The organism is Burkholderia sp. Ac-20365, from assembly GCF_017104715.1.
GTDB lineage: Bacteria > Pseudomonadota > Gammaproteobacteria > Burkholderiales > Burkholderiaceae > Paraburkholderia.
The window spans coordinates 216,916-239,463 of sequence record NZ_JAAGPI010000002.1 but is presented as its reverse complement, the minus strand read 5'-3'; the positions used below and the strand labels follow the sequence as shown (position 1 = coordinate 239,463).

Genomic DNA, 22,548 nt, shown 5'->3' with positions numbered 1-22,548 from the left:
AATATGAGCGCGAGCCCTGAATTTCCCGATTTTGTTTCCGCCGGCGACATCCTCACCGATCTCGTGCGCACGGGTCCTGCAAGCTGGCTGTCCGTGCCGGGCGGCGCGGGCTGGAACGTCGCGCGCGCGGTCGCGCGGCTTGGCCTGCCGACAGCCTGCGCCGGATCGCTTGGCGTCGACAATTTCTCCGACGATCTGTGGAACGCGAGCGAGACCGCCGGCCTCGACATGCGTTTCATGCAGCGCGTCGAGCGCGCGCCGCTGCTGGCGGTCGTGCACCAGACGCATCCGCCCGCGTACTTCTTCATGGGCGACAACAGCGCCGACCTCGCCTTCGATCCGTCGAAGCTGCCGGAAGGCTGGATGTCGCATGTGAAGTGGGCGCATTTCGGCTGCATCAGCCTCGTGCGTCAACCGCTTGGAGAAACGCTCGCGAAGCTCGCCGCCGACTTGCGCGCGCGAGGCGTGAAGATCAGCTTCGATCCGAACTACCGCAATCTGATGGCGCACGGCTACGAGCCGACGCTGCGCAAGATGGCCGCGCTCGCCGATCTGATCAAGGTATCCGACGAAGACCTGCGCCTGCTGTTCAAGACCGACGACGAAGCAGCCGCCCTCGCCCAGTTGCGCGCGATGAATCCGAAAGCGATCGTGCTCGTAACGCGCGGCTCGGAGACGGCGACGCTGATCGACGGCGAGCGCATCGTCGAGGCGAAGCCGCCGCGTGTTGCCGTTGCGGATACCGTCGGTGCGGGCGATGCGTCGATCGGCGGCCTGCTGTTCAGTCTGATGACGGCGCCGCAACGCAAGTGGGAAGAGCATCTGGCGTTCTCGCTCGCAGCCGGCGCGGCGGCGTGCCGCCATTCGGGCGCGCATTCGCCGACGCTCGATGAAGTGGTGTCGCTGCTGCAGGACTAAGCACGCGCAATTTGCGGAAGAAGTTGCCGGCGGACGCCCTGGCCCGCAACTCCGTCCTCTTCCAGCCGACGCCTCGACGCGCCCGAAAGGCACGCTAACCCGCGTCGGGGTGCCTTCATGTGAGCGTCGAAATCGCGTGCTAGGATGGAATCTCCCCCTTGCTGGAGATGCATCATGGAGGACGTCACCTACACCAAAGGTCTCTATACGGCGACGGCGACCGTCCGCCCGGTAGATGGCGGGCAGTATCAGGGCATCGTTGCGCTGTCGCGTGACGAAGGCGACGGAACGGAAGACACCGTCTACGAAGTCGAAGCCACCTCGCCGACCGCAGAAGAAGCGCTCGAAGACGCAAAAGCGCTGGCCCACAGAATTCTCGGCGAGATCGAACTATAGAACGATAGCCAGCAGGTTTTGAATCGAGGCAGACGTGGCGCGTCCGCCGCGCGCCACGCCGACGACCTTTTCTTCACTGAACAGGCGGAGGCGATCATGGCAGAACCGCTCTTTCTCTACGGCGTGTACGCGATACATGTGCGGCCGCTCGAACTTCAGGGCGCGCGTTGGGACGCGGAATACGAAATCCGGCATCGTGACCACGCCGTGCAGCGCTGGACCACGGTAGGCGGTGACGCTGGCTTTGCAACGGAAGCCGAAGCTGTCGAGACGGCGCACCAGCAGGCCGTTGCCGATATCGAGCACGGCGCGGGCGTGCCGAAGCCGCGCGCATTTCCCTGATTCGCCGGTGGCAGCGCTCGCGAAACTTGCAATCGCATAACGCCGCCCTGTGAGCGGGCGGCCGGGCTACACTAGTCGCCGCAGCGGGCGCCGTGCGTCACGGCCGCGCCTGTGACGCTGCGAGACTCCCCTGTCTGCAGAACAGAAAAACAATGAGCGCGACTCCGCCCGAATCCAACCATCATCCCGCGCGCAAAGGCCGGCTTCTTGACCGGAAAGTTCGCGTGCGCTCGCATACTGTCATCGCGCATGGGTTGCCGTTGCGCGTCTGGCAAGACCTCTATCACCGCGCGCTGACGATCAGCTGGCCCGTGTTCTTCTTCTCGCTCGCGTTTCTGTTTCTCGTGCTGAATTCGGTATTCGCGTCGCTGTATGAACTCGGCGGCGCGAACATTGCCAATCAGAATCCGAAGGGGTTTGCGGGCGCGTTCTTCTTCAGCGTCGAAACACTCGCGACGGTCGGCTATGGCGACATGCATCCGCAGACGCTCTATGGGCATCTTGTTGCGACGCTGGAAATCTTCGTCGGCATGTCGGGCATCGCGCTCGCCACGGGGCTGATCTTCGCGCGCTTTTCGCGGCCGCGCGCAAAGATCATGTTCTCGCGCTACGCGATCGTGCGCCCGATCGACGGACGCACCACGCTGATGGTGCGCGCCGCCAACGCCCGCCAGAACGTGATCATCGAGGCACGTGCGCGGCTGCGGCTGATGCGCGTCGAGCAGTCGTCGGAAGGTTACGTGCTCCGCAAGATCTACGACCTCCGGCTGGTGCGCGATCAGCAGCCGATGTTCTATCTCGGCTGGAATCTGATGCATGTCATCGACGAGAACAGTCCGCTGTTCGGCCAGACGCCCGAGAGCCTCGAAGAGCAGGACGCGTCGCTGCTGATCACGATAGAGGGATCGGACGAAAACACCGCGCAGACGATGCAGGCGCGCTACTCGTGGCCCAGCGAAGACATACGCTGGCAGCACCGCTTCGTCGATCTGATCCGCGAAGTGAACGGCGTAAGCCATATCGACTACTCGCATTTCGACGATGTCGAGCCGCTGCGGCCGCACGAGTTGCAGCAGGCGCCGACGGGCTGAGCGTCGGGGCCTTTTGCCGCGCCGGGGCCTAATGCTTCGCTTTCAACGCATCGATCTCGCGCTGCTCGATCGCCATCGCTCGCGCGTGGCCTTCGCGTGAAATTGCCCGCTCGACGTATTCACCGATGCGCCCCGACGGTTCCAGCAGCTTCGCGACAAACGCGATCTGCAGCGTGCCCGCGAGCAGCAGATCTGCGGCAGAAAAGCGCTGACCGAGCAGCCATTCGCCTTCGTCGAGTGCCATGTCGATGGCTGCCTTCACACGCTCCAGATTGCCCCAGCCGAAGCTGAACGAATTGCCCGACGCGCCCGTCATCTTCTCGGCCATCGCGGGTTCGAGACAGCCGGGTGTGAAAAAGAGCCACTGCAGGAAGCGACCGCGCAACGGATCGCCGATGGGTGCGCCGAGATTCGCTTCGGGGAAACGGTCGGCCAGATACAGCAGCACGGCACCCGATTCGGCGACCTGCACGCCGTTGTCATCGAGCGCGGGAAGTTTGCACATCGGGTTGACGTGGTGGAAGTCAGTGGTGTCCTGCTCGCCTGTGCGTAGGTTCACGCGCGCCAGTTCATACGGCGCGCCGGTTTCCTCGAGCATCCATAGAGCGCGGAAGGCTCGTGTTTTCGGCCAGTAATACAGTTTCATTGTCGATCTCCTATCCCTTGCAAGGCTGCACTCGGATCACTGCACCGTGGACATAGCGTAACTCAAGGACGGGATTCGCAAACGTCGTCCGAATGGCATAGGCGTGAGCGGGAAAGCCCTTACGAACAGCACCCGCCATCGGCTTACAAACAGCCATGGCGTCCAAAGCAGTGGATCTATCTCAATACGAGCCGGAATGACTGGGATCATCTCGCAGCAAACGAATCTGCTGCAAAAAGTAGCAAGAATCTTCTCCAATTGACGCGAAAGAATGGAGTCTCTTTCGTTGCAACGCCGATCCGCGACACAGGCCGCCGACGAAACAAAAAACGGAGACTCCACAATGACCGCTCGTCTACCCATCGACGGCACCCCCGCACTCGCCGATTACCGCCTCTCGGACAACCTCACCGCCACGCGCGGCCGCATCTTCCTGACGGGCACGCAGGCGCTGGTGCGCCTCGCGCTGATGCAACGCCAGCTCGACAAGGCGCGCGGCCTGAACACGGCCGGTTTCATCAGCGGCTATCGCGGCTCGCCGCTCGGCATGGTCGACCAGCAACTGTGGAAGGCGAAAAAGCTGCTCGAAGCGAACGACGTCCGCTTCCTGCCCGCGATCAACGAGGAACTCGGGGGCACCGCCGTGCTCGGCACGCAGCGTGTCGAAGCGGACCCCGAACGCACCGTCGATGGCGTCTATGCGATGTGGTACGGCAAGGGCCCCGGCGTCGACCGCGCCGGCGACGCGCTCAAGCACGGCAACGCGTACGGCTCGTCGCAGCATGGCGGCGTGCTGGTCGTAGCGGGCGACGACCACGGCTGCGTGTCGTCGTCGATGCCGCATCAGAGCGACTTCGCGATGATCGCGTGGCATATGCCGGTGGTGAATCCGTCGAGCATCGCGGACATGCTGGAGTTCGGCGTGTACGGCTGGGCGCTGTCGCGCTACTCGGGCGCGTGGGTCGGCTACAAGGCGATCTCCGAAACGGTCGAATCCGGCTCGACCGTTGATCTCGACGCGCTGCAGATGGATTGGCCCGCGCCCGAAGGCTTCCAGCCGCCCGCAGGCGGTCTGCATAACCGTTGGCCCGATCTGCCGAGTCTCACAATCGAACAGCGCCTGCACGCGAAACTCGACGCCGTGCGCCACTTCGCGCGCTTCAACAGCATCGACAAGTGGATCGCGCCGAGCCCGCACGCGAACGTCGGCATCATCACGTGCGGCAAGGCGCATCTCGACCTGATGGAAGCGCTGCGCCGGCTCGATCTCACCGTCGCCGATCTCGAACAGGCAGGCGTGCGCATCTACAAGGTGGGCCTGTCGTTTCCGCTGGAAATGACGCGCATCGATGCGTTCGTCTCAGGCCTTTCCGAAGTGCTCGTGATCGAAGAGAAAGGCCCCGTGATCGAGCAGCAGATCAAGGACTATCTCTACAACCGCACCGAAGGCGCGCGGCCGGTGATCGTCGGCAAGCATGCTCAGGATGGCTCGATGCTGCTGTCGTCGCTCGGTGAACTGCGGCCGTCGCGCATTCTGCCCGTGTTCGCGAACTGGCTTGCGAAGCACAAGCCGGCGCTCGATCGCCGCGAGCGCGTGGTCGATCTCGTCGCACCGCAGATTCTCTCGAATGCCGCCGATGCCGTGAAGCGCACGCCGTACTTCTGCTCGGGCTGCCCGCACAACACATCGACGAAAGTGCCGGAAGGCTCGATCGCGCAGGCGGGCATCGGCTGTCACTTCATGGCTTCGTGGATGGAGCGCGACACGACGGGCCTGATCCAGATGGGTGGCGAAGGCGTCGACTGGGCCGCGCATTCGATGTTCACGAAAACGCGCCACGTATTCCAGAATCTCGGCGACGGTACGTACTTCCACTCGGGCATTCTCGCGATCCGCCAGGCCGTCGCGGCGAAAGCGACGATCACGTACAAGATTCTCTACAACGACGCCGTCGCGATGACGGGCGGCCAGCCGGTCGACGGCAGCATCTCGGTGCCGCAGATCGCGCGTCAGGTCGAAGCGGAAGGCGTATCGCATTTCGTCGTGGTCAGCGACGAGCCGGAAAAGTACGACGGCCACCATGGCCTGTTTCCGAAGGGCACGACGTTCCATCACCGCAGCGAGTTGGACAAGGTGCAGCGCGAGTTGCGCGATATCGACGGCGTGACGGTGCTGATCTATGACCAGACCTGTGCGGCTGAAAAGCGTCGTCGCCGCAAGAAGGGCGAATTCCCTGATCCGGACAAGCGTCTGTTCATCAACGAAGAAGTGTGCGAAGGCTGCGGCGATTGCGGCGTGCAGTCGAACTGTCTGTCCGTCGAACCCGTTGAAACGCCGCTGGGACGCAAGCGCCGCATCGATCAATCGTCGTGCAACAAGGACTATTCGTGCGTGAACGGCTTCTGCCCGAGCTTCGTAACGATCGAAGGCGGCAAGCTGAAGAAGGCAGCGGGCGTCGCATTCGATGCAACCGCGCTGGCGGCACGCGTCGACGCATTGCCTGTGCCGGCGACACAACTCGACGCCGCGCCGTACGACATCCTCGTAACGGGCGTCGGCGGCACGGGCGTCGTGACGGTTGGCGCGCTGATCAGCATGGCGGCGCATCTGGAAGGCAAGAGCGCATCGGTGCTGGATTTCATGGGCTTTGCGCAGAAAGGCGGCTCGGTGTTGTCGTTCGTGCGTTTCGCTGCGCGCGATGAGTGGTTGAACCAGGTACGCATCGACACGCAGCAGGCCGACGTGCTGCTCGCCTGCGACATGGTGGTCGGCGCAAGCGCTGATGCGTTGCAAACGGTGCGTCATGGCCGCACGCGGATCGTCGTCAATACGCACGCAATTCCGAATGCCTCGTTCGTACAGAACCCGGATGCAAATCTGCATGCTGATGCATTGCTCGACAAGATGCGTCATGCGGCGGGCGAAGAGCGCATGTCATCGTGTGATGCGCAGGCGCTGGCGACGCGCTTTCTCGGCGATACGATCGGCGCGAACATTCTGATGCTCGGCTATGCGTGGCAACTTGGCCTCGTGCCTGTGTCGTTTGCGGCGATGATGCGCGCCATCGAACTGAACAACGTTGCTGTACAGATGAACCAGCTCGCGTTCTCGATTGGCCGCATGGCTGCTGCTGATCCTGTCGGGCTCGAAGCGTTGTGGACGCAGCGTCATGCGACAAAGCCTGCTGTATCGCTGGAAACGATCGCTGCGTTGATCGCGGATCGCGAAGCGCGTTTGATGGCTTATGGCGGCGCCGCTTATGTGAAGCGTTATCGTTCGCTGGTTGATGCTGCGCGCGAGGCGGAACGCAAGCTCGAAGGTGCAATCGACGAACGCTTGAGCCGCGCTGTTGCGACGACGTTTTATCGGTTGCTTGCCGTGAAGGATGAGTATGAAGTCGCGCGCCTGCATAGCGATCCCGCGTTCCGTACGGCGCTCGAGGCGCAATTCGAAGGTGTTGCAGGCAAGGACTTCGGTGTGAAGTTCAACCTTGCGCCGCCGACGATTTCACGCGTGAAGCACGGCGCGACGCCGCAGAAGAAGACGTTCGGTCAATGGATGTGGCCGGTGTTTGGTGTGATGGCGAAATGGCGCGGGCTGCGCGGCACGATGCTCGATCCGTTTGGCCGCACTGTCGAGCGGCGTATGGAGCGTCAATTGTCACTCGACTATGACGAGACCATGCGGCGGGCTTTTGATGTTTTCGATGTTGCTAGCGCTGATGATGTTGTGAAGCTTGCTGAGTTGCACTCGCGGGTGCGGGGGTATGGGCATGTGAAGCTCGCTAATCTGGCTGCTGTTAAGCACAGCGAGCGGGTTTTGGTCTCTGGATTGCATGTCGAGGCCGCGACTGGGGCGGCTGTTAGCATGGCTCTCGATGAGGCTAAAGGGTTGGGGACGTTGCGGGGGATTCCTGTTGTTGTAGCTAAGTGAGGGATATTGTTGTCTGCGACGCTGGTTTGGTTTGCTTTTGCTTTCGCTGGCGTCCGCGACTTGCCTTCGTGCTTCAGGCGTTGCCCCTGTGCGGGGCGGCACTTACTTTCTTTGCCGCCGCAAAGAAAGTAAGCAAAGAAAGCGGGCTAACACCGCCCGTTTCCTGACCTCCGCCTGAGGGCCCCCAACGGGTCTTATCCTTCACACGGCAACTTCTCAGTGCACGCCCGTTGCCAGCGCTTCGAATAATCGCCTCACCCACTTCAATCACCCGTAGCACAGCAACCGGCAGCGATTGGTTACGGCCGCCCAGGTGGCAAACTGTGTGTAGGTCGTAGTACTCCACACCTCAGCGCTCTTACGACACCGATCGTGTTTTTGAGTCTGGAGTGATGCGTGTACGCCGCGAAAGCCTACACACAGTTTGCCACTATAGAACGCGTGCGATTTGATCGCGCTAGCGGCGACGCGGGGGTGTGAAGCGGGTGAGGCGCTCAATCAGAGTGTTGGCAGCGGGCAGTGAAAGGCAGGTTGCCGTGTGAAGCGGAGGAACTGTTGGGGGCCCTCAGGCGGTGGTCAAGAACGGGCGGTGTTCAGCGGCTTTCTTTTGCCTACTTTTCTTTGCCGCGGCAAAGAAAAGTAGGTGCCGCCCCGCACAGGGGCAACCCAGGCAAACCAATAACAAAACGCGGATGCCAGCGCAAAGCCATAAAAAACCAAACCAAGCGTCGCAGACAACCAAGCCCAAAACGCCATCAACAATCCAAAGCACGCCGCACAACCCGCACCTTCTCAACATCAACAGCAGCAACCCCTTGCGCGCCAAACCGAACACCAGACCCAAAATGCACAGCCCTAACGCGCGTAGCGCAAACAAACTCAGCAACACGCTCAACAGTCAAACCAGCGCCCGCCAGCACCGTGCAATGTGATCGAGCAGCACGTGCCACGAGCGCTTGAATCTCAGCAACAGCATCAAGCACCGAACCCGCCCCACCCGAAGTCAGCACATTAGTGACACGATCAAACTCAAGCAGCACATCGAGCGCCTCAAGCAGATCACGCGCCTCATCAAACGCTCGATGAAACGTGACAGGCATCCCATCAGCAGCATCGACAACACGCTGCAACCCATCGCGATCAACCTCACGCGACGCAGTCAACATTCCCACCACAACCGCATTCGCTCCAGCAAGCTTCGCCGCCCGCACATCCCGCAGCATCACAGCGAAATCATCCGCATCGTAAACAAACGACCGGCTGTGCGGCCGCACAATCACGTTCACGGGAATCGACACAGCCGCGACGATGGCCTCGATCATCCCGATGCTCGGCGTCAACCCGCCCTCGCCCATCGCCGTCACGAGTTCAAGCCGGTCCGCCCCGCCGCGCTCAGCGGCAACCGCATCGGCGACTGTCGTCGCAATGACCTCGAGCAACACCCGTTCGTTTCGCATATCCAAGAGTCACGTCGTGAAAAACACACTCGACATGATCTCAGAAGCGCGGCTCCTCGTACCAGTCGATATCGCCGCACAGCACACACATCCGGCTGCCAATCTGCGTCGCCACCGACAACGTCACGCAAGGCACCGCCTCGTTGATCGACAGATAGGGACGCGTCACGTGCACGCGCTCGGGCGCATCCATCGCCGTGCGGAAATACGGGCGACGCAGCCAGTTCGCGCCCTGCGCATCGGATAAAGGCAGGAAACGCGTCTCGTGCGACGCACGGTCCGCGCGCAGCACGACATTGCGGCCCGCCTGCCGCCCCTTGTCGTCGAGCAGATAGCAACGCGCCGCGTGATCGAGCGCAAGAAAATTCCAGCACACTTCGTCGAGCAGTTCGCCTGCAGCAAGCCGCTCCGCCGCGCGCTCGAACGCACGGATGTACGGCGCCAGCCGCGACGCGTTGCGCCGCTCGCGTTCCACCGTCTGCGTCTGGTATCGCTCGGTCAACTCGCCAATGCACGCCGTCGCATGCGCTGCGTCCGCAAGACCCGGATGCGGGCGTCCAAAGAAAAAGCCCTGCACGAAATCGACATTGCATTCGAGTGCCATGTGCGCCTCATGCTCCGTCTCGACACCTTCGATCAACACCAGCTTGCCCGCCTCGTGCAGCAGCGCAACGAGCCCCGGCAAAATCGACGCCACATCCGCGCGATGCGCCGCGTGCGACAGCATGATGCGATCGAGCTTCACGATGTCCGGATTCAGTTGCCAGATACGCTCGATGTTCGAATGCCCGGCACCGAAGTCGTCGAGTGCGATCAGAAAGCCGCGCTCGCGGAACTGGCGCACCGCATCGGCAAGCCGTTCGATGTCTTCCGCGCTCTGCTCCAGCACTTCGAGCACGATGCGTCGCGGCGACAGATTCAGCCGTCGCAGATTCGCGAGCAGCGCCGCCGAATGATACGAATCGATCAGCACGCCCGGATGGACATTGAGGAACAGCCACTCGCGCTCCGCGCCGAGCACCTTGAAGTTCTCCAGGTGCAGCGACTGCGCGAGACGGTCGACATGCAGCACGTCGCCGACCCGCGCCGCATTGCCGAAGACATCGATGGGCGGCACCACGCGATCGAATGGGTCGTGTGCGCGCAGCAAGCCTTCATAGCCCACGGCACGCATGTGCGACAGGCTGAATATCGGCTGGAAGACGCTGGTGAGCGACAGGTCGCCGTGTTGCACCGAATAGCGCTGCAGGCCCGAGGTCATGCTGAGTTCGAAGCCGTGCGGCACTGCTATCTTTTCCTGTTGCGCAATGGTCATGCAATCCTCTCACGCAAGAGTCCCGGCGCGCGCGTCGCGATTGCGAAAGAGCCGCGGCCGTCCTCGAAATGTGCGTTATCAGTTCCTATTAAGCAAGGTCCATGCGCACGGTGCCGCACGTATAGAGGAAATCTGCATCGAACATTGCACCGCGCGGGAGGGGCATGCTTCGCGTGAGGGCGCGCGATGCACTGCGAAGGTGCAATACGCTTTCGAATGACTTGCAGCCTTCGGAGCGCACTTTCACACGATCGGGCTACACTTCGGGCTGACCGACGCACCGCATCGTCTTTCCAGACGCGGTGCTACCCTTCGCGCGATGGCCCGTGTTTGCCGTTGCGCGCCACTGCTTCGTTCCCACATCTGCCGCCGATGGATATCGTCTTCACCGTTCTGATCCTGCTGCTCGCCGTCGCCGCTTCGGGCGTTGTCGTACGGCTGATGCCATTCAAGCTGCCGCTGCCACTCGTGCAGATCGCCTTCGGTGCGTTGCTCGCGTGGCCGCGTCTCGGCCTGCACGTCACCTTCGATCCTGAACTCTTCATGATGCTCTTTATTCCGCCGCTGCTGTTCGCGGACGGCTGGCGCATTCCGAAGCGCGAGTTCTTCATGCAGCGCCGCTCGATCCTGATGCTCGCGCTCGGCCTCGTGTTCATGACGGTGGTCGCTGTCGGCTACTTCATTCACGCGATGGTGCCGTCGATCTCGCTGCCCGTCGCGTTCGCGCTCGCGGCTGTGCTGTCGCCAACGGATGCCGTCGCGCTGTCGGGCATCGCCGGACGTAACCGCTTGCCCGAGCATCTGATGCACATCCTCGAAGGCGAAGCGCTGATGAACGACGCGTCGGGTCTCGTCGCGTTGAAGTTCGCAGTCGCCGCGGCGCTGACGGGCGTGTTCTCTCTGCGCGATGCATCGGTGAGCTTCGTCATCATCGCGCTCGGCGGGCTCGCGACAGGCGTGGCCGTTGCATGGCTCTTCAGCTTTGCATCGACACGTTTTCTCAACCTCACCGAAGAAGGCGATCCCGCGCCCGGCGTCGTGATGACGATGCTGATTCCGTTCGCCGCGTATCTGTTTGCCGAGCATTTCGGGTTCTCCGGCATTCTCGCCGCCGTCGCTGCAGGTATGGCGATGAACTACTCGACGTTCGCGAGCACCAGTCCCGCATCGGCGCGCGTGCGGGCAAGCGTCACATGGACGATGATCGAGTTCGTCTTCAACGGCATGGTCTTTATTCTGCTCGGCCTGCAGTTTCCGCACATCATCGGCCGCGCGCTGCTCGATGCGCATGAAGAAGCGAGCGGCTCCGAGTTGCGGCTGATCTTCTATGTCGCTGCTGTCTCGGTCGCGCTGTACGCGTTGCGCTTCGTGTGGGTCTGGCTTCTGCGCTGGTTCGCGAGCCGCGGCGCGGCGAAGCAAGGCGTCGCGAATGCGGTGCCGGGTTTGCGCACCGTGTCCATCACGACGATTGCGGGCGTACGCGGCGCGGTGACGCTTGCGGGCGTGCTGTCGCTGCCTGTTGCGTTGATGAACGGACAACCGTTGCCCGGGCGAGATACCGCGATCTTCATCGCCTCGGGCGTGATTCTCGTGTCGCTGCTGGTTGCCGTGGTCGGCTTGCCGCTATTGATGAACGGCGCGCGCCGCCGCGCCGATCCGCATGCTGCCGAAGAACGTTCCGCGCGCATTCAGGCAGCGCAAGCGGCGATTCGCGCCATCGACGATTTGCAGGAAAGCGCCACCGCCGATCTCGACGAAGCCTCGTCCGCGCATGCCGCCGACGTGACCGCCCGCGTGATGAACATCTACCGCCGCCGTCTCGCGACACTCGACGACGACATGGAACCCGCCGAAAGCGCGCGGCGCGCCGAAGCATTCGAGTTCCAGATGAAGCTCGCCGCGATGCGTGCGGAACGCGCGACACTGCTGAACCTGCGCAACAGCCTGCTAATCAACGACGACACGATGAACAAGCTGATGCGTGAAGTGGATCTGTCGGAGACCGCGCTGCTGACGCGCGGCAAAGAGATGAAATAAAAAACGGGCGCCCTGAATTCGAAGGCGCCCGTTTTTCGCACGCGGATTACTGCATCACACAGCCGGCTCTTGCGGACCTTTACGACGCAGCAGCGCGTACAGAATGATCGCGCCGAACGTCGCGGTGCCGATACCGCCGAGCGCGAAGCCGCCGAACTTCAGCGAGAAGTCACCGGCGCCGAGCACCAGCGTCACAGCCGCGACGATCAGATTGCGGTTGTCGGAAAAGTCGACCTTGTTGACGACCCAGATACGCGCGCCCGTCACTGCGATCAGACCGAACACGACGATCGACACACCACCCAGCACCGGGCCCGGAATCGTCTGGATCACGGCGCCGAACTTCGGCGAGAAGCCGAGAATCAGCGCGATCACTGCCGCGATCACGAAGACTAGCGTCGAGTAGATTTTCGTCACAGCCATCACGCCGATGTTTTCAGCGTAGGTCGTGACACCCGTGCCGCCCGCGAAACCCGACACGACCGTTGCCAGACCATCGCCGATAAATGCGCGACCGATGTAACCGTCCAGGTTCTTCCCCGTCATTGCGCTGACTGCCTTGATGTGACCGAGGTTTTCAGCAACCAGAATTACCGCGACAGGCGCGAGCAGCGCCATCGCCTGGCCGTTGAACACGGGCGCCATGAAATGCGGCATACCGAACCACGCGGCGTTCGCGACGACCGAGAAATCGATGGGCTTGCCCATCCCCATGCCGTTCGTGACGATCGCGTAGATCACGTAGGCGATCAGCAGGCCAACGAGAATCAGCAGACGTTGCAACATGCCGCGCGCGAACACGGCCACCGCGCCGACGCAGAGCACAGTCACGAGCGCCATGTACGAATCGAACGCGCTGCCGCTCACGCCCTTGACAGCGATCGGCGCGAGATTCAGACCGATCACGGCGACGATCGAGCCCGTCACGACGGGCGGCATCAGCGTCTCGATCCACGCGGTGCCGACTGCCGACACAATCAGTCCGATAACGATGTACGCGATCCCGCACGCAATGATCCCGCCGAGCGCGACGGGAATATTCATGTTCGGGCCTTGCCCTGTGTAGCCGGTGATCGCGATTACGAGACCGATGAACGCGAAGCTCGAACCGAGATAGCTCGGCACGCGGCCGCCGACCAGCACGAAGAACAGCAACGTGCCGATGCCCGACATGAAAATGCACAGATTGGGATCGAAGCCCATCAGCAGCGGCGCGAGCACCGTCGAGCCGAACATCGCGACGACGTGCTGAATGCCCATTGCAAGCATTTGCGGGCCGGGAAGGCGCTCATCGATATTGACGACGCGCCCTTCGACGCTTTGTGGCTGGACGCGCCAGCGCGGAAACCAGGAATCGGCCATCGCGGGGGTTCTCCTCTATTGGCGTAGATCTTGTGTGGAGCGCCGCGTTTTGCGTGAGGCTGCGGCGCGGTCCAGGATGGGATTCTTGAACTACGCGCGAGTGTACGGAGAGCGCCTGGCGCTGACAAGCCGCGCGAAATGGTGCCGTGCAGCGTGATCTTTCGAGTGTTGTATCAAAGCGAAAACACCGCGACAGACGTTTTCAGGTGGCGTGCCTGATCGGCCATCGCGCCTGCGGCGGCCGCCGCCTGTTCGACGAGCGCCGCGTTTTGCTGCGTGACTTCGTCCATCTGCGCGACGGCGCGGTTCACCTGTTCGATGCCAGTGCTCTGCTCGCTCGACGCCGCCGAGATTTCGCCCATGATGTCGGTCATCCGCTGCACGGCCTGCGTGACTTCCGCCATCGTGCGGCCCGCGCGCTCGGCGAGCACTGCGCCGCTGTCCACGCGCGACGTCGAGCTTTCGATCAGTTCCTTGATCTCTTTCGCCGACACCGCGCTGCGCTGTGCGAGCGCGCGCACTTCGCCGGCGACGACGGCAAAGCCTCGGCCCTGTTCGCCCGCGCGCGCCGCTTCGACGGCGGCGTTCAGCGCGAGGATATTCGTCTGAAACGCGATGCTTTCGATCACACCGATGATGTCCGTCATCCGCTTCGAGCCGGCCGCGAGTTCGCGCATCGTCTCGACCACGTCGCCGACCAGGTTGCTGCCGCGCACCGCGACTTCCGATGCGCCGCGCGCCACGCCGCCCGCCTGCTGCGCGTTGTCGGCGTTCTGGCGAACGGTTGCCGTCAGTTGCTCCATGCTCGATGCGGTTTCTTCGAGCGACGCAGCCTGTTCTTCGGTGCGCTGCGACAGGTCGGTATTGCCCTGCGCGATTTCGCCCGATGCGAGCAGGATCGATTCGCTCGACTCGCTGATCCTGCCGACAATCGACGCCAGTTGCTCGCGCATGTTGGCGAGTGCGAAAAGCAGGCTCGTGGTGTCACCGGCTCGCGTATCGACGCGCACGACCAGATCGCCCGCAGCGATGCGGCCCGCAATGTGCGCCGCGTAATCCGGCTCGCCGCCGAGCTGGCGCGTGAGACGCCGCGCGATCAGCCACGCGAACGCCGCGCCCACCACCATCGACGCGAGCACGAGTAACGACAGCACCACGCGCATGCTCGCGTATTCGGCGCCCGCTTCGTGCTGCGCGGTGTTCGCCTGCTTGCGGCGGTAATCGATCAGCACGACGATCGCATCGCGCAGCGCCTCGCTTGCGGCAATCGCGCGCCGCACCAGTTCGGCGTTGTCGACGCCGGGCGGAACCGGCTGCAACCCGATCTGTTGATGCACGATTGCTTCCCATGCGTCGGTCTTGCGCAGCACGTCGTCGAACTGCGGTTGTCCGTCACCGCCCGGGATCGTCTCGCGATAGCGCGCATACGCAGCGTGCATGTGCTTCAGCGACGCGACGATATCGTCCTTCAGTTTCTGGCGCGCGGCTTCGTCGGGTGCATAGCCGAGATTCGCCGCATCGAGATCGCTGTCGATCTTGTAGCGGTTTGCTTCCTCCATCCAGTAGAGGCCGTCCATGTGGCGGCTTGAGATTTCCTCGGTAATGCCATGCATCGACGCGAGTGCCGACAATCCCGCTACGCCTACCGCGACGCCAAATGCAATCACGATCGCAAACGCGATCAGCAGCTTCTTCCAGACAGTCATGCGGTCAAACCACTTCATGTTGCGATCCTTGACAGTTCATTGGCGCAGGCGACGCAGGCCGGCGGGCTGCAAGGTTTTACGGCGTCAGTTATGCGGACTTGATGTGCGGATGCACGGCATAAGGAACCCTGCATGAGGGTTTGTGCCTGGCTTTGTTTTTTCGAGCTGGCGCTTTGGGAGTTATCTGATATCGGAATGCTGCGTTCGCTTCTTACACTGCTCAGGCTGCGTGACCCCGATTGAGTAGCGCAAGCGATGTTGTAACTCTCCGACTTTCCGCTCATGCTCCCCGGCATGGGCGGTTTTTTTTGGTTTTTTGGTTTTGGGTTTGTTGTTGGTTTTGGGTTTGTTGTTGGTTTTGGGTTTGTTGTTGGTTTTGGGTTTGTCGTTGGTTTTGGTTTTTTCGCTGGCATCCGCGTTTTGTTACCGGTGCTTCACGCGTTGCCCCTGTGCGGGGCGGCACTTACTTTCTTTGCCGCCGCAAAGAAAGTAAGCAAAGAAAGCGGGCTAACACCGCCAATTCTTGACCACCGCCTGAGGGCCCCCAAAGGGTCCTCCACTTCACACGGCGTCCTGCCATTCAATGCCCGCTGCCAATGCCTTGAATGAGCGCCTCACCCACTTCAATCACCCGTAGGACAGCGAACGGCAGCGAGTGGTTTGCGCCGCCCAGGTGGCAAACTGTGTGTAGGTCGTAGTGCTTCACACCTCAGCGCTCTTACGACGCCGACCGCGTTTTTCAGTCCAGAGTGAGTGCGTGTACGCCGCGAAAGCCTACACACAGTTTGCCGCTATAGAACGCGGGCAATTTGATGGCGCGTATGGTGACGCGGGATTGCGAAGCGGGTGAGGCGCCGATTCAAAGCGTTGGCAACGGGCAGCGAAAGGCAGGTTGCCGTGTGAAGCGGAGGAACCGTTGGGGGCCCTCAGGCGGGAACAAGAACTAGCGGTGTTCAGCGGCTTTCTTTTGCCTACTTTTCTTTGCCGCGGCAAAGAAAAGTAGGTGCTGCCCCGCACAGGGGCGACGCTTGAAGCACGAAGGCAAATCGCGGATGCCAGCGAAAGCGAAAGCAAACCCAAAAGCAAACCCAAACCCAAAAGCAAACCCAAACCCACCATCAACCAAACACACGCTTCCCCAACCTCCGCACATGATCGCGAACATCAACAGGCCAGTCGGCGGTCATCGCTTCAAACCTCGCTACATCATTCGCATATAAAGCGCGAGTCGCTTCCTCATACCCTGCAAAATCCCCCGCCATCGCGGTCATAAACCGATACACCGCTTCCTGCGCCTGCCGCAAACGATCCTTTTCCTCACTCGCGACCCGCGCGCCATCGACCAGCTTGCGCAGCGCAACCGATGCCCCGCCCGGCTGCCCGTTCAGCCATTCCCAATGCCTCGGCAACAACGTGACCTCGCGCGCAACGACACCAAGCTTGGGCCTGCCGCGCCCACGCGCCGTCGCAACCTCGTCACCAGCAGGCTCGGCCGGAAGGATCTCGCCGCCTTGCTGATTAGCGAGTCGCGCAAGCACGTCGCTCGCGGAACCGCGCAGATCCATTTCAATGGGACGGCTGCTCAGATCGTCGAAGATCAGCACGGCCGCGCCGCCGTCACGCTCCGCCACGGCCTTCGCGGCCAGCGCGACCTCGCTCAGCGTGCCCGACGCAATGCGCCGGACGCCCTCGAAAGCCGTGCAGGTTGCTGTACTCAATGTCATGTCATGCCTCGCATCATTCGTATCGATGCACAAATTCTACCCGGATATAAATTGGAATTGCAATATCACCCGGATAAAATTAACAAAGCGTTCGACAGACCTCGCTTGTCCTCAAAACCCACGCCGCATTGCCGTTATCCTGATTAGAAGGCCGCGACATCCAACGATCGCGCCAAAGGCCATCACCGCATCATCTGTACGGGGTTGTTCCATGTTCTTCCATCGCTATCCGCGTCGACCGTCATCGCTGACGCGACGCCGGGCCGCGCTCGTCGTAGCCGTATTGCTCTGTCTGCCGCCCGCCGCCGTCGAAAAGACCGCGCACGCCGCCACCACCACCAGCGAGATCCAGGTTTCGCTCACCATCCGCGACGTCTGCACGATGGACACGAACGCTGCGCAACCGCGAGTCGCGTGCTCCGCCGGCGCGCCATTTCGTGTCTATCGGGATGGCTACTTCGCCCAGGCAAACGAACAGGCGTTGGGTGTTTTTGTCGCAACTGCGAACGAAGGCTCGGTAGAAATTGCCTTCTAATAAATCGCATAATCTGCGCACAATATGCGACAAAACATTCAATCAGCATCCGTTTGTCCAAGTATTTAGCCGAATCTAACAAATAGTTACATATTCGGTTTGTAGCCGCCCCATAATCGGATCGTCGCCTTAAAAAGCGCACAAGCGCTTGGAGGCTCCGAGGAGATATCCGAATGCGCTGGCGCAACCTGATTGTCCCGTCCCTGTCTGTCGCGTTGGCTTTCGCGCCTGTCGTCCCCTTCAACGCGTATGCCGCAACCCGTCAGACCACCTTCACCGTCACGCTGACCCTGCAGACCGACTGCCAGATCTCCGCGACGAATCTCAACTTCGGTACGTCCGGCGTGATCGCCGCGAACATCGACCAGACCAGCACGCTGAGCGTCACCTGCTCGAACGGCGCGCCGTACACCGTCGGGCTCGATGCGGGCTCGGTGACGGGCTCGACGGTCGCGAACCGGCTGCTCGGCGGAACGGGCACGCCCGTGCCGACGGTCGCCTTCCAGCTCTATCGCGATTCGGCCCGCTCGCTGACATGGGGGCAAACGGTCGGCACCGATACGGCTGCGGGCACCGGCACGGGCGCCGCGCAAACGCTGACGGTGTATGGCCGCGTCGCGCCGCAGAACACGCCGGCGGCGGGCACCTATACGTCGACCGTTACCGCGACCGTCACTTTCTGACGCCATGATCGCGTCGTTCGAACGGGCCGCGCGCCGGCCCGCAGGCGGAGCTTTGCGCCGCGTCCGGCAGGCTGTTGCGCTTGGCTGCGCTGTCCTGTCGTTGCAGACCGGCGCGGCCCACGCCGCTGCCCTGCAGGTGACGCCGATCCGGCTCGACCTCGCCGCCGACCGCCCCGCCGCCGTCCTCACGCTGCACAACGTCGGCACGACGCCGCTCAACGCCCAGGTCCGCGTATTCGCGTGGAGCCAGACCGCCGACGAAGACCACCTCGAACGCACCGACAAGATCGTCGCCAGTCCGCCCATCGTTCAGGTGGCGCCGGGCGCGGATCAAACGGTGCGGATTCTGCGCGCCGGCAAAGGCGATGTGAGCGGCGAGGAGACCTACCGGCTGCTGATCGACGAGATTCCCAATAACCAGGGCGCGGATGCGACGGGCGTGCGCATGCAGTTGCGCTATTCGGTGCCGGTGTTCGTCGGCGCGCCGCTCGACGGCAAACCGCCGGCGTTGCAGTTCGCGCTCGAACGCATGGGGGCGGATGCGCTCGCGCAGACATCGGCGGCATCGTCGGTGCAGGCTGGCGGCCTGATGCTGCGCGCGGTGAACCGCGACGCGACGCACGCACAGTTGAGCAAGGTGAAGCTGACCTGGCACGACGGACAATCGACGCTGCTGACGCCCGGCCTGCTCGGCTACGCGCTGCCGCACGCGACGCGCCGCTGGCCCGTCGCGAACGCGCCCGCCGATGCGCGCGAGGCGACGCTGTCGGCCGTCGTCAACGGACAGCCGGTGACGGCGCGTGTGCGCGTGGAATCGGACGCCGCGGCGCCTGCCGTCAGCACGCCCGCACGCTGACGGAGGATCGATGCCATGGCGCCAGCGACACGCTGCGATCTACAGCGCCTGTACGGGCATCGCGTTTCCGCTGATGTGCGCGCAGGCATGGAGCGCGCCGCCCGATGCCATTGCCGCGAGCACGGGCGAAACGACGCCGCCGTTCAGCGTCGCCGCGCAGCCGATGCCGCCATCGCCCACTACGCCGCACGATCCGGGGGCATCGCCCATTCCGGCTGCGCCCGCGAACGGCGACGTCTATCTCGAAGTGACGATCAACGGCGAATCGACGAAAGAAATCGCGCACTTTGTCGTGACGGACGCAATGATCTACACCACGCCTGGTGAACTGCGCGAAGTCGGCATTCGCACCGACGACCTGCCGCCGCCTGGCAGGAACGGGCTCATCGCGCTCGGCACGATTCCGGGTTTGCGCTACACGTATCGTCCCGAGCATCAGCAGCTCGACCTTCAGGTGATCGACGCGCGCCGTCAGCCCGCGACGCTCGAAAACAGTCCTGCGCGGCCGCCTGTATCGGCAAGCGGCACGGGGCTTGTGATCAACTACGAATTCAGCGCGCAGACCAATTCGCCGACCCAGTACGGCCTTTACAGCGAAGAGCGCTTCTTCTATCCGGGCGGTCTGCTCGATAACACGGGCACCGCGTACTGGTATCGCAATCTGCATCGTTACGTGCGGCTCGACACGACGTGGAGCCATTCGAACCCGGACACGCTCGTGACGACGCGCGTCGGCGACACGATCTCGTCGTCGCTGACATGGACGCGTCCAGTGCGTATGGGTGGCGCACAGGTGTCGCGCGATTTCACGCTGCGCCCCGACCTCATCACCTATCCCGTGCCGACGCTCGCGGGCACCTCCGCCGTGCCGAGCGCCGTCGATCTGTACGTGAACAACGTGCGGCAGTTCAGCGGCCAGACGCCGTCGGGGCCGTTCGTCATCAATGCCGTCCCTGCGATCAACGGCGCGGGCGAAGCGGTGATCGTCACACGCGACGTGCTCGGCCGCAGCGTGATGACGACGGTGCCGCTCTATATCGATTCGCGGCTGCTCGCGCCCGGACTCACCGATTTCTCGATCGAAGGCGGTTTTCAGCGCCGCTCCTATGCGCTCAGTTCGTTCGACTATGCGGGCGATCCTTCGCTATCCATATCGTTGCGGCACGGCGTTACCTCGCGCATCACAGTCGAAACGCACGGCGAAGCGACACGCGGCGTCTATAACGCGGGCCTCGGCGCGCTGTTCGAAGCGGGCGACGCGGGCGTGCTGAACTTCGCGGTGGCAGGCAGCGCGGGCAATGGCGGCGACGGCTCGCTCGCGCGCAACGCGCCCGCCACGGGGCTGTCGAACACGACGGGCGTTCCCATCGGCATCGGCTTTGTCGAAGGCACGACAAACACGACGTCATCAGGTGGCGAACTGCCGACGCCCGGCGGCAGCGGCGCGCAATTCTCGGCGGGCTGGCAATGGCATCAGCCTTCGCTGTCGATCGATCTTCAGGCGCAGCACGCCACGCCGCACTATAGCGATCTCGCATCCGCCGAAGGTACGCCCGTGCCGCGCACCACGTACCGCGCGACGCTCGCCGTGCCGTTCCGCCTGTTCGGTTCATCGAGCACGGCGAGCGCGAGCCTCGTCGGACTGGACGATCCGTACTACGGCAACTCGCGCATCGGCTCGCTTGCATGGACGACCACCTTGCCCGCGAGCACGTCGCTGTCCGCGAGCGTCTATCACGACTTCGGCGATACGGGGAACACGGGCGTGTTCATCGCGCTGAGTTTCCTGCTGGGCGGCTCGGTGAATGCGAGCGTCAACGCCGGCAGCGATCACGGCAAGCCGCTGTTCGGCGCGGCCGTCTCGCACACGCCGGACTATGGCGGCGGCCTCGGCTGGCAGGTGCAGACGTCGCGTCAGAACGGCCAGCAGCAATCGCTTGCGCAGGCGACATGGCGCGGACGTTACGGCGACCTGATCGGCAGCGTCGCGAATGTCGGCTCGCGCACCTATGGCGAACTGGATGCGTCCGGTTCGGTCGTGCTGATGGCGGGCGACGTGCTGGCGGGACGCCGCATCGACGACGCGTTCGCACTCGTTTCCACCGACGGCGTGCCAAACGTGCCCGTGCTGCACGAGAACCGCGTGATCGGCGAAACGAACGGCGCGGGGCATCTGCTCGTGCCCGACCTCGTCGCCTACGAGCCGAACCATCTCGCGATCGATCCACTCGACCTGCCCGCCGACACCTCCGTTGCCACCACGCGCCTGAACCTCGCGCCGCAATCACGCGCGGGCGTGCTCGCGCGCTTTCCGCTGCACGACTTCTCGGGCGCGCAACTGATCGTGGTCGATGCGGCGGGCAAGCCGTTGCCGCCGGGTGCCGTGCTGACGCAGCAGGAAACCGGCAAGCGCTATGTGATCGGCTACGACGGCCTCGCGTTTATCGACGACATGCGCGCCGCCAACGCATTCACGTCGACATCGGCGGAAGGTCCCTGCGAAGTCGATGTGTCGTTCGAGCGCAAAGGCAATGGATTGCCGACGCTCGGTCCGCTCACTTGCAAGGTGCGTTGATGATGAAGCGCGCCCTCTGGCTCATTCTTCTTGCAGCGTGGCTCGTCAGCGCCCCGAAACTCGCGTTCGCGCAAACCTGCAACGCCGTCGCATCGAGCCTGAACTTCGGACAGGTGAGTCCGGTTGCGGGCACGACGGTGAGCGCGTCATCGACGATCACGATCAACTGCACCGGCATGAGCATCCTGCCCGTGCGCGCGTGCGTGAACATCGGCACGGGCACGGGCGGCAGCAGTTATTTGCCGCGTATCGCGCTGAACGGCACGAATCAGTTGCAGTACAACCTGTACACGACATCGGGCGGCAGCACCGTGTGGGGCTCGCGAGGCTCGACGACGTATTCGCCCATCGCCCTCGACATTTCCCAGAGCGGCACGACGGGCACCGGCTCCGCCACGCTCACCGTCTATGGACGCGTGCCGGCCTCGCAAACCGGGCTCGTCGCCGGCACGTATACGTCGAGCTTCGCAGGCGTGTTGCAGGCGGAACTGAACTACGCGGCGTATCTGCTGCTCGCACCCGCATGTGCATCACTGACATCGCCGAGCAGCACATTCAGCTTCACAGTCAGCGCTAACGTCATCAACGACTGCACGATCGCATCGACCAACATCAACTTCGGCACGGCCGGCATACTCAGTTCGACGCTCACCGCGACGGGCACGCTGACGGTGGCGTGTACCAGCAACGACGCGTATTCGATTGCGATTTCGGCCGGAGCGGGAAGCGGCGCAAGCGTCGCGGACCGCGTGATGACGCGCAGCGGCGGCACCGACAAGATTCACTATCAGCTGTATCAGAACGCGAGCTACTCGCTGCCGTGGGGCGATGGCACGAACGGCACGACAGCACTCACGGGCACAGGCACCGGCTCGTCGCAAAGCGTCACCGTCTACGCGCGCGTGCTGCCGCAAACCACGCCTCAAGCCGGCACGTACATCGACACCGTGATCGCGACGATCACCTACTGA

At 62.9% G+C, this 22,548-nt stretch carries 18 protein-coding genes; 12 read left to right on the top strand and 6 right to left on the bottom strand.

All coding sequences use genetic code 11. The features are described from left to right. Positions 1 to 3: 3 nt before the first annotated feature. The 4 genes from G3O01_RS04390 (at position 4) to G3O01_RS04375 (ending at position 2,747) form a co-directional block, all read left to right on the top strand. Positions 4 to 918, top strand: a complete 915-nt coding sequence (locus G3O01_RS04390) for a carbohydrate kinase (protein WP_205803294.1) — start codon at positions 4 to 6, stop codon at positions 916 to 918. Between the two features lie 174 nt (positions 919 to 1,092). Then, positions 1,093 to 1,314: a hypothetical protein gene (locus G3O01_RS04385; protein ID WP_205803293.1), complete on the top strand. Its 222-nt coding sequence runs from the start codon at positions 1,093 to 1,095 to the stop codon at positions 1,312 to 1,314. A 96-nt stretch (positions 1,315 to 1,410) separates the two neighbouring features. Continuing rightward, positions 1,411 to 1,656, top strand: a complete 246-nt coding sequence (locus G3O01_RS04380) for a hypothetical protein (protein ID WP_205803292.1) — start codon at positions 1,411 to 1,413, stop codon at positions 1,654 to 1,656. 152 nt (positions 1,657 to 1,808) lie between these two features. Beyond that, entirely contained in the window at positions 1,809 to 2,747 is a 939-nt protein-coding gene (locus G3O01_RS04375; RefSeq protein ID WP_205803291.1) for an ion channel, read from the top strand. A 28-nt stretch (positions 2,748 to 2,775) separates the two neighbouring features. Here G3O01_RS04375 and G3O01_RS04370 read toward each other — a convergent pair whose 3' ends face one another. Next, a complete protein-coding gene (locus G3O01_RS04370) occupies positions 2,776 to 3,393 on the bottom strand; it encodes a glutathione S-transferase (protein ID WP_205803290.1) in 618 nt (205 codons plus the stop codon). A gap of 343 nt (positions 3,394 to 3,736) precedes the next feature. On the opposite strand from G3O01_RS04370, the gene G3O01_RS04365 reads away from it, so the two are divergent. Continuing rightward, positions 3,737 to 7,327: an indolepyruvate ferredoxin oxidoreductase family protein gene (locus G3O01_RS04365; protein ID WP_205803289.1), complete on the top strand. Its 3,591-nt coding sequence runs from the start codon at positions 3,737 to 3,739 to the stop codon at positions 7,325 to 7,327. 755 nt (positions 7,328 to 8,082) lie between these two features. Here the strand turns inward: G3O01_RS04365 and G3O01_RS04360 are convergent. Continuing rightward, positions 8,083 to 8,784: a copper homeostasis protein CutC gene (locus G3O01_RS04360; RefSeq protein WP_205803700.1), complete on the bottom strand. Its 702-nt coding sequence runs from the start codon at positions 8,782 to 8,784 to the stop codon at positions 8,083 to 8,085. Positions 8,785 to 8,824: 40 nt separating this feature from the next. After that, positions 8,825 to 10,099 (bottom strand): EAL domain-containing protein, encoded by a 1,275-nt coding sequence (locus G3O01_RS04355; protein WP_205803288.1) that lies wholly within the window; start codon positions 10,097 to 10,099, stop codon positions 8,825 to 8,827. Between the two features lie 372 nt (positions 10,100 to 10,471). Here G3O01_RS04355 and G3O01_RS04350 point away from each other — a divergent pair, with 372 nt between their 5' ends. Beyond that, the gene (locus tag G3O01_RS04350) at positions 10,472 to 12,136 is read left to right on the top strand and encodes a Na+/H+ antiporter (RefSeq protein ID WP_205803287.1); all 1,665 of its coding nucleotides are present in this window, start codon (positions 10,472 to 10,474) and stop codon (positions 12,134 to 12,136) included. A 54-nt stretch (positions 12,137 to 12,190) separates the two neighbouring features. On the opposite strand, the gene G3O01_RS04345 is transcribed toward G3O01_RS04350, so the two are convergent. Then, positions 12,191 to 13,498: a solute carrier family 23 protein gene (locus G3O01_RS04345; protein WP_205803286.1), complete on the bottom strand. Its 1,308-nt coding sequence runs from the start codon at positions 13,496 to 13,498 to the stop codon at positions 12,191 to 12,193. A gap of 173 nt (positions 13,499 to 13,671) precedes the next feature. Continuing rightward, a complete protein-coding gene (locus G3O01_RS04340; RefSeq protein WP_205803285.1) occupies positions 13,672 to 15,222 on the bottom strand; it encodes a methyl-accepting chemotaxis protein in 1,551 nt (516 codons plus the stop codon). A 264-nt stretch (positions 15,223 to 15,486) separates the two neighbouring features. On the opposite strand from G3O01_RS04340, the gene G3O01_RS04335 reads away from it, so the two are divergent. Continuing rightward, positions 15,487 to 15,813, top strand: coding sequence for a hypothetical protein (locus tag G3O01_RS04335; RefSeq protein WP_205803284.1), 327 nt, complete (start codon positions 15,487 to 15,489; stop codon positions 15,811 to 15,813). A gap of 509 nt (positions 15,814 to 16,322) precedes the next feature. Here the strand turns inward: G3O01_RS04335 and G3O01_RS04330 are convergent. Continuing rightward, positions 16,323 to 16,928 carry a DUF2239 family protein gene (locus G3O01_RS04330; RefSeq protein ID WP_205803283.1) on the bottom strand — a complete coding sequence of 202 codons (606 nt, stop codon included), beginning with the start codon at positions 16,926 to 16,928 and terminating at the stop codon, positions 16,323 to 16,325. Between the two features lie 211 nt (positions 16,929 to 17,139). On the opposite strand from G3O01_RS04330, the gene G3O01_RS04325 reads away from it, so the two are divergent. The 5 genes from G3O01_RS04325 to G3O01_RS04305 all read left to right on the top strand — a co-directional run bounded on the left by G3O01_RS04325 (position 17,140) and on the right by G3O01_RS04305 (position 22,548). Then, the gene (locus G3O01_RS04325; protein WP_205803282.1) at positions 17,140 to 17,463 is read left to right on the top strand and encodes a hypothetical protein; all 324 of its coding nucleotides are present in this window, start codon (positions 17,140 to 17,142) and stop codon (positions 17,461 to 17,463) included. A 173-nt stretch (positions 17,464 to 17,636) separates the two neighbouring features. Continuing rightward, positions 17,637 to 18,146, top strand: coding sequence for a spore coat U domain-containing protein (locus G3O01_RS04320; RefSeq protein WP_205803281.1), 510 nt, complete (start codon positions 17,637 to 17,639; stop codon positions 18,144 to 18,146). Between the two features lie 4 nt (positions 18,147 to 18,150). Beyond that, positions 18,151 to 19,002 (top strand): molecular chaperone, encoded by an 852-nt coding sequence (locus G3O01_RS04315; RefSeq protein WP_205803280.1) that lies wholly within the window; start codon positions 18,151 to 18,153, stop codon positions 19,000 to 19,002. Positions 19,003 to 19,012: 10 nt separating this feature from the next. After that, positions 19,013 to 21,577 carry a fimbria/pilus outer membrane usher protein gene (locus tag G3O01_RS04310; protein WP_241023650.1) on the top strand — a complete coding sequence of 855 codons (2,565 nt, stop codon included), beginning with the start codon at positions 19,013 to 19,015 and terminating at the stop codon, positions 21,575 to 21,577. Beyond that, positions 21,577 to 22,548, top strand: a complete 972-nt coding sequence (locus G3O01_RS04305) for a spore coat protein U domain-containing protein (RefSeq protein WP_205803279.1) — start codon at positions 21,577 to 21,579, stop codon at positions 22,546 to 22,548. The genes G3O01_RS04310 and G3O01_RS04305 overlap by 1 nt, the downstream gene beginning before the upstream one ends.